General features: G+C 39.4%; 14 protein-coding genes and 2 pseudogenes. 3 read left to right on the top strand and 13 right to left on the bottom strand.

Annotated elements, in window-relative coordinates:
• Window positions 1-5 precede the first annotated feature (5 nt).
• Entirely contained in the window at window positions 6-764 is a 759-nt protein-coding gene (locus IGJ28_RS12905) for a MurR/RpiR family transcriptional regulator (RefSeq protein ID WP_252711630.1), read from the top strand.
• Window positions 765-798: 34 nt separating this feature from the next.
• On the opposite strand, the gene IGJ28_RS12900 is transcribed toward IGJ28_RS12905, so the two are convergent.
• From IGJ28_RS12900 to IGJ28_RS12890, 3 genes and pseudogenes are all read right to left on the bottom strand, one after another.
• Window positions 799-2,400, bottom strand: coding sequence for a PTS transporter subunit EIIC (locus tag IGJ28_RS12900; RefSeq protein ID WP_438845441.1), 1,602 nt, complete (start codon window positions 2,398-2,400; stop codon window positions 799-801).
• 1,020 nt (window positions 2,401-3,420) lie between these two features.
• A pseudogene (locus tag IGJ28_RS12895) lies at window positions 3,421-3,771 on the bottom strand (DUF6176 family protein).
• A gap of 424 nt (window positions 3,772-4,195) precedes the next feature.
• Window positions 4,196-4,651 carry a hypothetical protein gene (locus tag IGJ28_RS12890; protein WP_252711632.1) on the bottom strand — a complete coding sequence of 152 codons (456 nt, stop codon included), beginning with the start codon at window positions 4,649-4,651 and terminating at the stop codon, window positions 4,196-4,198.
• Between the two features lie 361 nt (window positions 4,652-5,012).
• On the opposite strand from IGJ28_RS12890, the gene IGJ28_RS12885 reads away from it, so the two are divergent.
• Window positions 5,013-5,096, top strand: a complete 84-nt coding sequence (locus tag IGJ28_RS12885; protein WP_280115467.1) for a putative holin-like toxin — start codon at window positions 5,013-5,015, stop codon at window positions 5,094-5,096.
• A gap of 586 nt (window positions 5,097-5,682) precedes the next feature.
• On the opposite strand, the gene IGJ28_RS12880 is transcribed toward IGJ28_RS12885, so the two are convergent.
• Together IGJ28_RS12880 and IGJ28_RS12875 are read right to left on the bottom strand one after the other, a co-directional pair.
• Window positions 5,683-6,186, bottom strand: a complete 504-nt coding sequence (locus IGJ28_RS12880; RefSeq protein ID WP_003128370.1) for a Rep family protein — start codon at window positions 6,184-6,186, stop codon at window positions 5,683-5,685.
• A complete protein-coding gene (locus IGJ28_RS12875) occupies window positions 6,183-6,368 on the bottom strand; it encodes a hypothetical protein (RefSeq protein WP_131731988.1) in 186 nt (61 codons plus the stop codon). Before IGJ28_RS12875 ends, IGJ28_RS12880 begins: the two co-directional genes overlap by 4 nt.
• Window positions 6,369-6,796: 428 nt before the next feature.
• On the opposite strand from IGJ28_RS12875, the pseudogene IGJ28_RS12870 reads away from it, so the two are divergent.
• A pseudogene (locus IGJ28_RS12870) lies at window positions 6,797-7,036 on the top strand (tyrosine-type recombinase/integrase); the annotation flags it as partial.
• 95 nt (window positions 7,037-7,131) lie between these two features.
• Here the strand turns inward: IGJ28_RS12870 and sufB are convergent.
• From sufB to dltC, 8 genes are all read right to left on the bottom strand, one after another.
• The gene (gene sufB, locus IGJ28_RS12865; protein WP_005470231.1) at window positions 7,132-8,523 is read right to left on the bottom strand and encodes a Fe-S cluster assembly protein SufB; all 1,392 of its coding nucleotides are present in this window, start codon (window positions 8,521-8,523) and stop codon (window positions 7,132-7,134) included.
• 28 nt (window positions 8,524-8,551) lie between these two features.
• Window positions 8,552-9,040: a Fe-S cluster assembly sulfur transfer protein SufU gene (gene sufU, locus IGJ28_RS12860; protein WP_003128306.1), complete on the bottom strand. Its 489-nt coding sequence runs from the start codon at window positions 9,038-9,040 to the stop codon at window positions 8,552-8,554.
• Entirely contained in the window at window positions 9,018-10,262 is a 1,245-nt protein-coding gene (locus IGJ28_RS12855; RefSeq protein ID WP_156247812.1) for a cysteine desulfurase, read from the bottom strand. Before IGJ28_RS12855 ends, sufU begins: the two co-directional genes overlap by 23 nt.
• Window positions 10,259-11,578: a Fe-S cluster assembly protein SufD gene (gene sufD / locus IGJ28_RS12850; RefSeq protein WP_252711633.1), complete on the bottom strand. Its 1,320-nt coding sequence runs from the start codon at window positions 11,576-11,578 to the stop codon at window positions 10,259-10,261. The genes IGJ28_RS12855 and sufD overlap by 4 nt, the downstream gene beginning before the upstream one ends.
• 13 nt (window positions 11,579-11,591) lie before the next feature.
• On the bottom strand, window positions 11,592-12,365 hold the full coding sequence (gene sufC / locus IGJ28_RS12845; RefSeq protein ID WP_003128303.1) for a Fe-S cluster assembly ATPase SufC: 774 nt from the start codon (window positions 12,363-12,365) through the stop codon (window positions 11,592-11,594).
• Window positions 12,366-12,628: 263 nt separating this feature from the next.
• Window positions 12,629-13,879: a serine hydrolase domain-containing protein gene (locus IGJ28_RS12840; RefSeq protein ID WP_252711634.1), complete on the bottom strand. Its 1,251-nt coding sequence runs from the start codon at window positions 13,877-13,879 to the stop codon at window positions 12,629-12,631.
• Between the two features lie 45 nt (window positions 13,880-13,924).
• Window positions 13,925-15,199 carry a D-alanyl-lipoteichoic acid biosynthesis protein DltD gene (gene dltD, locus IGJ28_RS12835; protein WP_252711635.1) on the bottom strand — a complete coding sequence of 425 codons (1,275 nt, stop codon included), beginning with the start codon at window positions 15,197-15,199 and terminating at the stop codon, window positions 13,925-13,927.
• Window positions 15,196-15,438, bottom strand: coding sequence for a D-alanine--poly(phosphoribitol) ligase subunit DltC (gene dltC, locus IGJ28_RS12830; protein ID WP_081131893.1), 243 nt, complete (start codon window positions 15,436-15,438; stop codon window positions 15,196-15,198). Before dltC ends, dltD begins: the two co-directional genes overlap by 4 nt.
• Between the last annotated feature and the right edge of the window lie 9 nt (window positions 15,439-15,447).

The raw sequence follows: 15,447 nt of genomic DNA, 5'->3' as shown, positions 1-15,447 counted from the left end.
ATCCCATGTATTTTTATCAATTGTTAAAGTTAAATAGACATTTACTAAATAAAAATGAAGAAGAAATTCTTGCTTATTTTTTAGCCCATGCAAAAGATATTCAGCAAGTCACTATTCGCGAAGTAGCAGAGACCTTCTTTACCGTTCCCAATACCATCACCCGGATGTGTAAAAAACTAGGCTTTTTAGGCTACTCTGATTTCAAAGAAGCACTCTACATCACGACTATTGAGGAACAGAGTTTTTCTGATTTCACTTCACTAGATGATCAATTGGTTAAAACTAAACAATTGCTTAACCAACAAATCATCGATGAAATCAATCAAGTAATTTTTGAAGCCGAACAAGTTTTAGTGCTTGGGGTAGGATTATCTCGTTTACCGGCAGAAGAGTTACACAACTATCTTCAAGTAGTTGACAAAAATTCTCATATTTTTTGGGAGCCTCACATGATGCGTCACGCAGCCAGAAAGCTAACAAAAAATGATTTGGTAATTGCCTTTAGTATTAGTGGAGAGACAGAAAACACCATTGAACCGGTAAATATTGCCAATATTTCTGGCGCAAAAACCGTCAGTATTACCGGCTTTTCTCAAAACAAACTGAGTCGGATTACAAACTTTCAGCTCTACGCCATGACCTCTAAAGTAGTAATCGATGGTATTGACGTAGCGGATCGCTTAAGTTTCCACTATATTGGCAACACACTTTTTACAGAGTATTTGAAAAAATACTACTCCGCTGCCTTTCAAGGAACTATTTAAAGATTGGGTAGAGAATTCTCACTACCCAACTTTTTTATTCCGCCATATTAGCTGCGTCTTTGACTTTTAAGGCAATCCCTTCAACTTGAGGCCCGTAAACAACTTGAACATTTTTGTCATCAAATTTCATAACTCCCGCAGCCCCGGTTGCTTTCAAAGCCTTTTCGTCAACTTTTTCAGAGTCAACGAGAACGAGCCGCAAACGAGTGAAACAGTTATCAATGGATTGAATATTTTCTGCCCCTCCCAATGCAGTAACAATAGTTGTGCCAATATCGGATGTAGAGCTAATACCAGCATTATTACTTGCTGTCATAACGACTGGCTCAGTCTCATCTTCACGACCAGGTGTTTTTACGTTGCGTCGTAAGATAACTGTCTTAAAGACAAAATAGTAGGCAAAAGCATAAAAGATCCCTACAATAACAGCAAAGAACCACTGAGTTTCTAAACCACGTAAGATACCAAAGACGCCTAAGTCAATAGCTCCCCCTTGCACATTACCAATTGAAACACCTAGTAGGTTCATTAGCATAAATGAAAGACCAGACATTATGGCGTGGAAGATAAATAGAATTGGTGAAACGAAAATAAAGGAAAATTCAATTGGTTCAGTAATCCCAGTAGTGAAACTTGCTATGGCTGCAGCTAGTAGCAAAGCTTTTACTCGAGTCTTTTCCCCCGGGCGAGCCGTTTTATACATAGCGTAACAAGCGGCCGGTAGGCCAAACACCATAAAAGGAATTTTACCTTGCGCTAAGAAACGAGTCGCTTCTCGCATAATATCCATATTCGGATCAGATTCTGTTAATAATTGATTGAAGATATTCAATGCTCCTACTACTTGTTCACCATTAATCATGGCCACCCCACCAATTGGAGTGAAACGCACAAGCTGATTTAAAATATGATGTAAGCCAGTTGGTACTAACAAACGTTCAATTGCGCCGAATAAAAAGACACCAAATGCTCCAGAATCTGCAATTAAATTCCCAACGCTTTCTATTCCTTTACCTAAAAAGGGCCAAACAAAGTACATTAAAATTCCAAGTATTGGAACTGTCACAGTAGTCATAATCGGAACTAGCCGTTTACCACCGAAGTAACTAATCGCCATTGGTAATTCTGTTTTATAAAAACGATTATGAACCGTCGCCACTAACATACCCACAATTACCCCACCGAATACATTCATTCGATAAGTAAAAATCCCTAGTACTGATTCATATAGTGATACGGTCCTAGTAGCTTCTAATGTAGACTGGCCACTTTCAATCAGCGCTTCTACTGACATCGTGGCAGCCGTAATACCTTTTAAGCTAAGAAAATAACTAATTGTTATATGAAACAAAATAAAACCAATAATTGCTGCAAAAGCTGCGGTTGTCTTTTCTCCTTTAGCAAGACCAATTGTAACTGAAGCGGCAAATAGAATTGGCAAATTGCCAAAGAGTGCACCTACAATTGCTCGAATAAAACCAATCGTATTTTGAACACCTGAAACTGCCACAAAGCCTTCACCTACGATATTAGGGTTTTGTAATACAGAGGCAATCCCTAGAAAAATCCCAGCTGCTGCGATAATGGATATAGGCATCATTAAAGATTTTCCCAATTTTTGAAGATATTCTTTCATTTTTGTATCCCCTTTCTTTAATTCACCACCAGTATAAAGAGTGCTTTTGGATTATACAATAAACTTGAAGCATAATAGATTTTGTGTACAACTATTAAATGCGTATACGAATTAGTAAATTCGTACACACGCATATATAAAAATAAATCAAAGATGTAAAACAGCAACTACCACCACTAATATTAACAGTGAAGTTGCTGTTCAATTATTTTCCGTCTAGCTTATCTATTATTACTTGAGGACCTTTTGAAATAGTAATTTACCAACGTCTTCAATATTTGTTGTTGCAGCAGCTCCCTCAATATAATAAATACTAACAGGAAGTAATAAATCATCTCAATGTACTTATAATTTTGAAGATGCCTTAACTTTTCAGACTGAGTTAGTCAAGAAAATTTGACACGGAAAAGTCTATTTTTTTCTGTGCCTATTTTAATGTCTTCATTGACAGACTGATTGTCGTAATATATTGGATAGGTGAGAACCTACCTAAAGATTCACGTGATCGCAGAGACATGTAATCCCCTTCAATATATTCACAAAATGACTCTTTCAGCATGAATAAACGAATGAAAAACATACCACTTTAATTCTTCTCGCTTGGTAATACTAGAAAAGATTAAATCATTGCATTATCCAAACTGTTTCTCTTACGTAACATACTTTGATCCAACTGAAGTATGTGGATTTTATGGACTACTTCTTTACTGGTAAATTGACTGCCTTAATCACTTTGAAAAAGGAGTGTTTGATCAGGATAATTCCGGTGTACTTGATTGATCACATCTATAGCCAGCCTTGATAAATAACTTAATGCAACTTTGTAGCCAACCACGGCTCGTATGGTTAGTTTCTAGCACAACAGACAAATTTCACTTATGTAATCCCCATTCGGTAATATCGCAAATGACACGGTCTGGGACTGTGTAGTTTCTGAGACCCCAAATTGCCTATCTAACTTATTCTAAAAACACTTGCTCTAATTGCTTAAAAAATCCTATTTGCTTAATCTAAAAGTCATTAGGATTTCATATTAATGCGTGTTTTATCAGGAATCATTACAACTTCCGCTGACAAATCGACTGGCTTGTATATAGAATTTATGCGTTCATCCCATTATTCTAAATGTTTTTTATCAATCCAACTTTCAGAATTCTCAACAGGAATTCCACCTTCTTCTTATATAGAATACCAGTACAAAAATTCTTCCCCGTTGAGCTGTTCTCTAAAGATTGTCTCAACAAACATTTTTTCGTTTTCTAATGTTAGAAACGCTTCTTCCATATGCTCATTTTAGAAAGACATCCATTCATCAACTATATCCGTTTTTCCTGCTTTTACTTTAAATATTGTAAGTTCTGTCTGAAGCATAATATCCATTTCTCATTGGTGTTACTTTATACACACCCAAACAAAAAAAGCCAGAAACACCTTCAAATAGGCATTTCTAGCTTATTCAATTCAATTAACCAACAGACCCTTCCATTCGATTATCAAGATTGCATATAATGGAAAAAGCTATCAAATCAAGCATTCTAGAGAGCAAAAAATTATTAAATCTAAGTAAATAGCACTTAAAATCAAAGAAATGGCAATCAATTTGGCATTCAAAAATTATTTAGCGTGGGACTCTTGATTCGCAATTCTTGACAACAGGCGCTTATTGTTGTGGTTTAATTTAGGAGCGCTCAGCATGACAAACACAAACACAAATTTCCATAGCTGAGCTATCGATAGAATACCACGACATGCCTATTGTCAAGAAATCACTGCGTTTTGCTAAACATTATTTTATTCAGTCTTTTGCATAACACCACGCCTGCGCAGAAACCGTAACATATCCTTGTGTTTGTGGGCTCATATTAATTTTTTGTTCTGTTTTCATTTTATACGAAGTATTATTATTTACTTTACCATATTTAGCTATAACAGCTTTTCTTTGTGCTTTCCCCACTACATTTAAATTAGACATAGAACTCCCTTTAACCCAAAAATAATTAGTTACCAAATGAGAACCCTGACCAATATACTTAACTGTTCCTTCTTTCCACTTTGTTCCTGCAGCAGCTCTTGTTTGGACTACTGGACTATAATAATTATCGATAATTGTCACTACTTCATCAATAGAACTAACATCATTAAACTCAATTGGCTGACTAGAAATTTCCTGACTGTCTGCATATACATCATTTCCCTTAAAGAAGAATAAAAAGCCTAACAAAACAAAAAAAATAGATAACACTTTTTTCATTTCTTTTTTTGCTCCTTCCATTCTTCTAAAATTTTAGGCATCTTTGACCAACTCCAACAAAAACAACCAAGAACAGCTAAGCCTATAAAAAATTGCATTTTTCTATCCTCCTTTTTCAGCCAAAACCATCTTCAAAAAAATAAATAGTTACAGCAAAAAAACAAAAACAACAATTTTATCAACTATATTATACATCAATCTCTATTTTTTTGAAAGCGCACTCATCATTTCCATCAGGTATACATTTAGCAGAAAAAATGTATGCTATTTATGAGCCAGAGAAGTAAATAGATGGTGGCTAATCTCTTAATAAAGGGGTAATGCCCATGGTTCATAGCTTTATCCCTAGAAGGGAGTAAGCATGTCTGTATTTGAAGCATTAACGCTGATGATTGCTTTTGCAACATTAGTCTTGCTGATTACAGATAACAAGAACAAAAAATAACCATCTAACACTTTGACCGAAGGTAGATGGTTAAACAAACTATTTATCCAAGTCACCGTCTTTTTAACGGCTCTGATTTCATATACAGTATAGCACAAAATATTCCAATTTTACAAAAGATCATTCCCTTATTTATTCTTTAACATTCTTTTTGAAATATATTCTGAAATAAGTCGCTTTACAAACTCTTGTTTATTATCTGTTTGAAAAACCTTGCAAGCACCATACTTTAATTGCGCTGCTTTCGATTCTGATATAGAATATATGTAGTTTTCACCTAATAATTCAATTTCAAAAAACAATATGTTTTAATAATATCACCAAAAAAATTTTCGCCCTTAATCTCAGATTTATAATTCAATCTTCGTATAAATTGATTCAAATCCTCATTTGGGATTTGACTAAAAATTTTTCAGTTGATAAATAATTAGCTACAATAATCATTTTAGGAACAACTATCTTATTTCGATACCCAGCTGACATTCTCGCTGAATTTAACGGATCAAATATTTTTAACCAATCAGAACAAGAGAAACTATCATATCTTAAATCATCAAATATAAGAATATCTTCCCCATAATAATCATCAAAAGAATTCTTTGCCCCAGCTGAATAAATAAATATCACTTTTGTATCCGTTCGCCATTAATAAACTTCTAGTCTCTAAAGTTAATTCATTTGCTAGTGTCGTCTTCCCAATTCCCGGCTTTCCTTGAATATAAATAACTGTTAATTCATATTCTTTATTTCTTAATTCTTCTAGTCGCAACCACGACTGCCGCTCACCAAAAAAATTAAAAGCATCTTTAAATTTTACTTGATTATTATCATAAAGAAATGCTAATTTTTCATCAATCATAACATCTCTGTATGTTAAACAACCTTGCTGTATTTCTTGCAAAACATAATCTAACCCAATATCAGATTGTTCACATTTAGCTGTAGCTGCTCGCTTATCAAAATCTTCTTTATTTTGCCTAATAAATTCATCATAATTAATTGTTCCAAATGTTTCTACCATCTCTGAAGAATATTGATACTTCGTTTTATCTTTCGCATGGATTAAATAAGCTGAAGAATTAATTTTCACGTATTTACCCTGAGATACCCCTCTACATATTGTGATTCAATGCCTAAAGCTTTTGCAAATTCGTTTAAAGAATACCTATAACTAAATTCAATATACCCAGGAATATGTTGCTCTCCTAATTTTGTCCCATACGAAATATCTTTATCATAGACAATCAACGCCACTTTTAACTTTTTCATCATCAAAAACATCATATTCTTTTATTTTAGAATAAATCAAATATTTTCTTTTTGTTTTCCTTCCAATTATGTAACAATAATTTATCTTCTTCGTCCCAGTCCCAAAAGCTATAATTTAATTGCTGTTCAAATATAAATATCTTTCTTCGTATGGTATGGCATAAAACTCCTCCCAACTGAAAATAACACTTTATTTCTCCTTTTAAAAACCACTGTTAACATTAATACCACTAGAATATAAAAATCTACAACCTTCTCGAAAAAGCATTTGTAAACTTACAGGAAACTCACTGCAAGTGGATTTTTAAAATTATGTTCGAGTAAAAAATCACCTTAATCCCCTATTTTGAAGGCCTTTTAAAATTTTCGCGTTTAGTTCGTGCAAGGCTTCGAGCCTTACGGCTATGGGCTTTTAGCACGATTTTTGTCGACAAACCCCTAATGACTGGCTATATCATATTCTCGAAAAATACGGTTTACCTAAAATTACTTTACATGGATTTCGCCATACTGATGCAAGCCTTCTTTTTGAATCTGGTGCAAGTATTAAAGAAGTACAAGCCCGATTAGGCCATAAGGACGTTAAAACAACAATAAATATTTACGCCCATGTCACACCAGAAAAAATTGAAGAAACTGGCGAACGATTCGCTAATTATGTAAATCTTTGATGCTAATTGTATTCAATTTAGCATTCAATTTTATCAAAAGTAAAAACTACCCATTAAAAACATTGATATAACAACATTTTTAACGGGTAATAAAATTATCCAACTGACCCTTCCATCTCATAACTTATCAATCGGTTTAGCTCAACGGCGTATTCCATTGGTAGTTCTTTGGTGAATGGTTCGACGAAGCCCATGACGATCATTTCGGTGGCTTCGCTTTCGGATAGGCCGCGGCTCATGAGGTAGTAGAGTTGTTCTTCTGAGATTTTTGAGACTTTTGCTTCGTGTTCTAATGATACTTGGCTGTTGTGGATTTCATTGAATGGAATGGTATCGGATTTCGATAGATCATCCATGATGATAGTGTCACATTCGATGTGAGAGATAGAGCCTGCGCTCTTCTTGCCGAAGGTGACTTGTCCACGATAGTTTACGGCGCCGCCGTCTTTTGAAATAGATTTCGAGACGATGGAGCTGGAAGTGTTTGGTGCGTTGTGGATCATTTTAGCACCTGTATCTTGGATTTGGTTCGCACCGGCAAATGCAATGGAGAGCATCGTACCGCGGGCGCCTTTGCCATCGAGATAGACACTTGGATATTTCATGGTTGTTTTGGCACCTAAGTTGCCGTCGATCCATTCGACTGTGGCGCCTTCCAATGCTTTTGCTCGTTTGGTTACGAGGTTATAGACATTGTCGGACCAGTTTTGGATGGTTGTATAACGGCAGTAGGCATCTTTCAAGGTGAAAATTTCGACGATAGCTGCATGCAAACTATTACTGGAATAGGTTGGTGCGGTACAGCCTTCCACATAGTGGACGCTGGCACCTTCATCAACGATAATCAATGTTCGTTCGAACTGACCGGTGTTTTCGGCATTGATCCGGAAATAGGTTTGCAGCGGTACGTCAACGCGGACGCCTTTTGGTACATAGATAAAGGTTCCACCGGACCAAACAGCTGAGTTCAGTGCAGCCAATTTGTTATCGGTTGGCGGTACTAATTTTGAAAAGTATTGCTTGAAGATCTCTGGGTATTCTTTCAAGGCTGAATCGGTATCGGTAAAGATGATGCCTAACTTTTCAAACTCTTCTTTCATGTTATGGTAAACGACTTCTGATTCATACTGTGCCGAAGCCCCGGCTAAATAGGCACGTTCTGCTTCGGGAATTCCGATTCGTTCAAAGGTTTCTTTGATTTTTTCTGGTACATCATCCCAGTCTCGAGCTGGGCTGTCGCTAGGTTTTTGATAATATTTGATGGCATCGAAATCGATGTCGGACAGATCCGGTCCCCAGTTTTGCATGGGCATTTTGTTGAAGGCTTCTAATGACTTCAATCGGAATTCCAACATCCATTCTGGTTCTTGTTTGACCCGTGAGATTTCACGGACGATGTCTTCGGTCAAGCCTTCACCGGTACTAAATACGGGCTGCACGTCATCGTGGAAGCCAAATTTATATTCTTCTAATTCGGGTACACCCATGGTTCTCACTCCTTTGTTTTGCTGCAATCTACTCTACTTGATGCTCATCGGTTTCCGAGTGTCTGTGTTCCACATCTGATTGTTGGGTATCGTCGGCGATCGCTTTTTCCAATGCTTTCCATGCAAGGGTGGCACATTTGATCCGCGCGGGAAACTTAGCCACTCCTCCTAGCATTGAAGCATCACCTAGACGGTCACTGTCAGAAACAGTATGACCTTGGACCAATTCAGAAAATAAACCTGACAATTCTCCAGCTTCGGTCAATGTTTTGCCGATCACTGCATCTCCCATCATTGAAGCACTGGCAGTGCTGATAGAACAGCCTTCACCGGTAAATGCCACGTCTTTGATGGTCTCCCCTTCAACGGCGAGTTCTAAATGAATCACATCGCCACAAGTGGGATTATTCAATTCGACTTTATAGGTAGAATCTCCCAGTGTTCCGCGATGATGGGGGTGACTGGAATGATCTAATATGACTTGTCGGTATAAATTATCTAATTTCGTTAATGCCATGTTGGAAAAACTCCTTTGTTAACTTGATGGCGTCAACCAATCGATCGGCGTCCTCTCTTGTATTATACAGGTAAAAGCTGGCACGTGCAGTTGCCGGTACGTGCAAATAGTTTAAGAGGGGTTGTGCACAATGATGACCGGCACGGACAGCGACACCTTCCATGTCTAATGCAGTCGCTACATCATGGGGATGAATCCCGTCGATGTTAAAAGCGATGACACCTGTTCGTTTGGCTGCTTCTTGTGGACCATAAATCGTCAGTCCATCAATGGCTTGCAATTTTGGCAAAACATAAGCGACCAGTTCAGCCTCGTGTTGATGGATGGCCGCTAACCCAAGTTCACTCAAGTAATCTACCGCTGCCCCTAGCCCGATGGCGCCAGCTATGTTTGGAGTACCTGCTTCAAACTTCCATGGCAATTCTTTCCACGTGCTTTCTTGAAGATGAACGAAATCAATCATTTCGCCGCCAAATTCCACTGGCTCCATCTGATCTAACCAATAACGTTTGCCATATAAGACACCAATGCCGGTCGGGCCGCACATTTTATGACCAGAAAAAGCATAGAAGTCACAATCTAATGCTTGGACATCAACTGACATATGGGGAACTGCTTGGGCGCCATCTACTACTATCACGGCTTGGTGTTGATGGGCTAGTTGCGTTAACTCAGCAATTGGATTGATCACACCAAGAACATTTGAGACATGAGCAATGGCAACCACCGCTGTTTTATCCGTGATCTGTTGACGTGCATCATCCATGTCAAGGATACCTTCTGGCGTCAATTGGATATATTTCAGAATCGCTTTCTTGCGTTTTGCCAGTTGTTGCCATGGGATGATATTGGAATGGTGCTCCATGTAAGAGATCACGATCTCATCACCTTCATTGACAAATTGATCCCCAAAACTGCGGGCTACCCAATTCAGGCTTGTCGTCGTACCACGAGTGAACAACACTTCGGCGGTTTCTTTGGCCTGAATAAAATGGCGAACTTTTTCCCGCGCGGCTTCATAAGAATGGGTCGCCCGTTCCGCCAATGTATGAACGCCGCGGTGAACGTTGGCATTGTCTTGATGATAATAGGCAGCGATCGTCTTTAAAACGGCTTCCGGCTTTTGGGTGGTGGCAGCATTATCAAGATAGACTAGTGGCTCATCATTGACGACTTGATCCAAGATAGGAAACGCTTGTTTCACTTTTTGGGCATCGATCATGCAAGTAACTTCCCTTCAATAACAGCCACCAGTTCTTGTTGCACTTCTTTCACAGGAATGGCTGTTAAGACAGATCCCAGAAATCCGCGAATCACTAAGCGTTCTGCTTCTTCCTTGCGCAAGCCGCGACTCATCAAGTAGTACATTTCTTCTGGATCGACGCGACCCACACTGGCAGCATGTCCTGCCGTGACTTCATGTTCGTCAATCAATAGGATCGGATTGGCATCGCCACGAGCTTGGTCAGACAACATCAAGACCCGACTTTCTTGTTGGGCATCGGCACCTTTGGCTCCTTTTAAAATATGTCCGATACCGTTGAAGGTCAAGACGCCGCGTTCTCTAATGACACCATGTTGTAAAATGTGACCGATCGAATGTGGTGCTTTATTTGTCACTCGCGTATCGATCCCTTGTGTTTGCCGACCAGCACTGATAGCAACAGCTTTTACCTCAGAATGGGCGCCTACGCCAACGAGGTCTGAATCAAAGTCAGCAATCACATCGCCGTCATTCATGACGCCAATCGCCCAATCAACCATAGCGTCTCGTAAGACATAGCCTCGTCGATTCATATAGGTAGTGATATTGACCCCCAATTGATCAATAGCTGAGAATTTGACTTTAGCCCCTGCTTTGGCGATCACTTCTACAACGATATTTCCAGATAGCTTTTTGGCTTGATCCCCTTTGGTTTGGAAACGTTCCAAGTAGCTGAATTCACTGTGCTCATCTGCTACGATCAAGACATGCTTGAAGAAATGCGCTTGGCTATTGCCATTATGATAGAAGATTGCTTCTAGTGGTTCTTCAATGATGACATTCTTGGGTACATATAAAAATAAACCACTATTCATAAATGCCGCATGGGCCGCAGTCATTTTGTCTTCATCCATTGGGACTGCTTTAGTCATATAGTATTGATTGACGAGTTCTGGTACTTCTCTCATTGCGGTAAACAAGTCCGTAAAAATGACACCTTGATCCACTAGATGTTGCGGTAATTGTTCAAAGACCGTTGTTTCATCAAACTGAACAACCGTTGGATGGCTATCCATTGCATCAAAGGATGGAACTGCCCCCAATCCTGCTGCCGCTGGATCAATCACGCCAGAGAATTCTTGTTCACCGACAAGTGCTGCTTCATTGATATTAAACAAAGGCCAGCGTTCATAACGGACCCGTTCAATTTTTGGAAACGGGAGTTCATCCACTTTTGCAAGGGCTGCTTGGCGGAGTTCCAACATCCATTCAGGTTCTTCTTTCAACGCTGAAAACACGTTGACTTGGTCAAGATAATCCTGTAATTTTGCCATTTGCCTTGCCTCCTTATGCTTCTTCTTCTTTGTAGTCGATCCCTAATTCTTTACTGATTCCAGCATAGCCTTCAGCTTCCAGGCGTTTCGCTAAATCAGCAGATCCCGTCATTACCACGCGACCTTCCATCATGATATGTACCACGTCAGGAGTGATATAATTCAACAACCGTTGATAGTGAGTAATGATGAGCGCGCCAAAGCCTTCCCCGCGCATTTCATTGACCCCTTTAGCGACGACTTTCAAGGCATCAATGTCTAATCCAGAGTCGATTTCATCTAAAATCGCAAATGTTGGTTCTAGCATCAATAATTGCAAGATTTCGTTCCGTTTCTTTTCCCCGCCAGAGAAACCTTCATTCAAATAGCGTTCTGCCATTTCTTCTGGCATGTTCAATAGATCCATTTTTTGATCTAATTTCTTTAGAAAATCCATGACAGAGATTTTGTCCTCTTCATCCCGTTTAGCGTTGATAGCAGCTCGCATGAATTCAGCATTTGTGATTCCTGGAATTTCACTAGGGTATTGCATCGCCAAGAACAAACCTAAACGTGCTCGCTCATCCACTTCCATTTCCAGCACATTTTCCCCATCGAACAAGATTTCTCCTTCAGTGACTTCATAATTCGGGTTTCCCATAATTGCCGCAGATAAGGTAGATTTTCCTGTCCCATTAGGTCCCATGATGGCATGGATCTCACCGGTTTTTAAAACAAGATCAACACCTTTTAAGATCTTTTTATCTTCAATTTGGACATGCAGGTTTTTGATTTCTAAAACTGACATTCTGTTCCCTCCTGTATCTTTTCTTTCTCACTATTTTAGACTAATTGAGAATGAAGTTCAAACGCAATTGCCTACTTTTTTAAAATTCTTCTAATCTAGCCCCTAGAGATACATTGGAATCATTACAAACTGCTGTGAGGATCCCCTTTGAAAGAAACTAAAAAAAGACACCCTCAGCCCCGACGAAAGCATGTGCTTTTGTCTTTAGGAACAGAGGGTGTCCTACTTGAAAACTCTAAGCTTGCACGAGCAAAATGATGCAATCAAAAAGAAGCAGCAACATTTGCAAGCGGATGATAGAGTTGATTCATTAATTCTGTGTCGCTTTTACGTCCACGATTGGATAGTAGGATCACGCTGGTTTTGTTGTCTTTAGAAAACAACCCAAACGATTCGAATCCTCCTTTACCACCATGAGCCCGAAAATAAGTCCCTTTGTCATAAAAACCTGCGGCATAGGACCCGCCAGCGGCTGGTTGCCACATTTGCTTCAGTGAAGCTTTATCCAGCAGTTTCCCATTCAATAATAAATCATAATAGCGATACAAGTCGCCAACTGACATATAGAGATTTCCAGTTCCTACCTCAGCTGCCAAGTTGGCTGAGGAAATATTGTTAGGGTTCCCGTAAGGATCTGCTTCGCCATCCGTTTTGTAATTGACCGTAGGATGATCCTGCTGTAAAAAGGCTTTATACAAGAAAGATTGTTTCAACCCATTCTTATTGATAAAAAAATCCGTTAACAACGCATCATAACTTTTTCCTGATACTTTTGTCAAAATACCTGCCAGTAAATTGTAGTTGATGGGACTATATTTGAATGTTCCTTGGGTTCCGGATAAGACAGCATGGGTGGCATCCCAGTCGAGGATCTGTTGCACGTCTTCCAGTCCTTGCGGATTTTCTGAAAGTTTGAGTCCGGAAGCCATCTGCAGCATTTGCTGAATCGTAATCTTGGCAGCGCCTGGAATATACGGATAAAAGCGCGCTAATGTATCCGTCAAGGATAGTTTCCCTTCCTTAATTGCCCGCATGATCAAGACCGCCGTCAATCCTTTTTGCATCGAGCCAATATTGAATAATGTTGTCGGGGTGTTTTTGACATCAGCTGCTTTGTCAGCATATCCGTACCCTTTGTGCAGCAGGACTTTCCCGTTTTTTACAACCAATGCACTTCCAATAAAACCACTGGAAAGAATTTTCTGATCGTAGCTGGCTCCTTCGGCTGTGACGACTTCTTGGTCACTAATGAGATTGTCATAGTTTCCCGCATCCAACAAGTCCTGTTTCTTGTTTGCGGGTTGCTCCTTTTTGGAGGAGGAGCTGCTGGCAGTACTGGAATGTGCGACTTGCTCACTGGAATGATCAGAAGCAGCCGTTGGTTCCGTTGGCAAAAACAAGTAGTAGATGCCAATGAGACCACAAATGATTACCAGGATATCAATCCCAAGCAATAGTTTTTGAACGTTTCTTTTTGAGCGTCTTTTTGCATGTCTTTTCGTATGTCTACTCATTGAATGAAGCCTCCAGCATTCCTATTCTCCAACAGTCCTCCTTTTTCATTTCCCCTGAATATCTTTTGGTGCCTCTTGCTGCCAATTTTTGGAGAGAAAATAATGGTTGATTTCATACAACGGTTTTTCTTTGATCTTGGAATCCAAGAATGGCTGAATGTATTCATCTGCTGCCAACCAGCCACGCCAGCCTAAGTGAATCGTATCTTCCATGAAATAGGGTTGATTACCCTTCGTTGATAAATCAGCGATATTCATGAAGCCCTGGCTTCTTAACTGGTAGCGAATCTTTTTGTCAAAACCGGACAACACCTCTTGCGGCAAGCCGGTATAATCCATCCACTTCTGATTGATGGGCGGAATCACAAATAAGACATCCACATTGTTGCGAGCAAATTCTGTCAGTACTAGTTGAAAGTCGCTATATTCTGGTCCAAAACGATAATCCCATTTCTTTTGAGAGCCTTTCATTTTATCTATGCGGCTTTGCAGATTATGTTGGTAAAAAGAATTCTTGATCCCTAAAGAATTATTAGTCGTTTCTGCTTTTCCTTCATTATCGGCTACTTGTTCTATTTGAGCGAGATTATAGGTAGAAGGTAATTTCTTTGCAGCAGCAGTGATTTTGTCAGTCAAGTTGTGCCCCAACCCAAGACCACTAAAAAGCTCATCTTCCCGTTTCAAAATAGATCGTTGCAGATCAATCTGTTTTTTCTGCCAATCAGTCGGTATCTTACCGGATTTCACTTCATTCAAGACTTGTTCCGTCAAGCTATTTTCTTTCACTTTCGAATAGTCTAAGAGACGTTCGGCATAGTATTGATCGGTGTCAGAGACTTTCTTTAACGAAGAGAGCCAATCGTACACATGCTGTTCGGAATAATGATGGTTGAAATAGTCTCCTTTCAACCCTTTAGGAACGAACCATTGAGGGGAAACGATGAAGACTGCTTTTTTCCCTGCTAATTCTTTCGCCATTGATTGAATGATGGCGTACTGGGTCAGCGACTGGGTGCCAGGTGCACCAATCAAAAATGGCGTATAAGAACGTTGATATTTCTGCGCCAATACGGAAGGATGAGTGGCACTCACACGGTTTAGTTCGGATGAGCCAAAAAATGGGACATATTTTCCTGTTGCTATTGCCTCATTTTTGATACGATCCCCGCGAAACACCGCATCATTCATTGCCGTCGCCGCTTGAGCGGTGACTTTCGGATCGTGGCTATTGATCTTCCAAGGGCCAAGGAAGAGTACCCCGACAAGAATCCCCGCACAAAGAAGCGGTCCAAAAGCCGTGAGTAGTCGTTTTTTCATCATCGGCTTTGCAGCGTGTCGACTTTCTCAATGATTTTTGCTGGTGTATTCCACTCTGCCCGGTCAAATTCCGATACGGGAAATTCAATTCCTAACTGCCCTTCTAGTTCAACCAGCAATTGAACAGATCCTAATGAATCTAATAATCCTTCATCAAAAAGATCGATTGTTTCGTTTTCTTTTACTTCATCACTTCCTGTAACTGATTCTAAAATGTCTAATACTGCTTCTTTGGTTGTCATATTCTTTTC

Source organism: Enterococcus sp. AZ091 (assembly GCF_051714805.1).
GTDB lineage: Bacteria > Bacillota > Bacilli > Lactobacillales > Enterococcaceae > Enterococcus_D > Enterococcus_D gallinarum.
The sequence above is the reverse complement of the archived record's forward strand: the minus strand, read 5'-3'. Positions and strand labels throughout refer to the sequence as shown.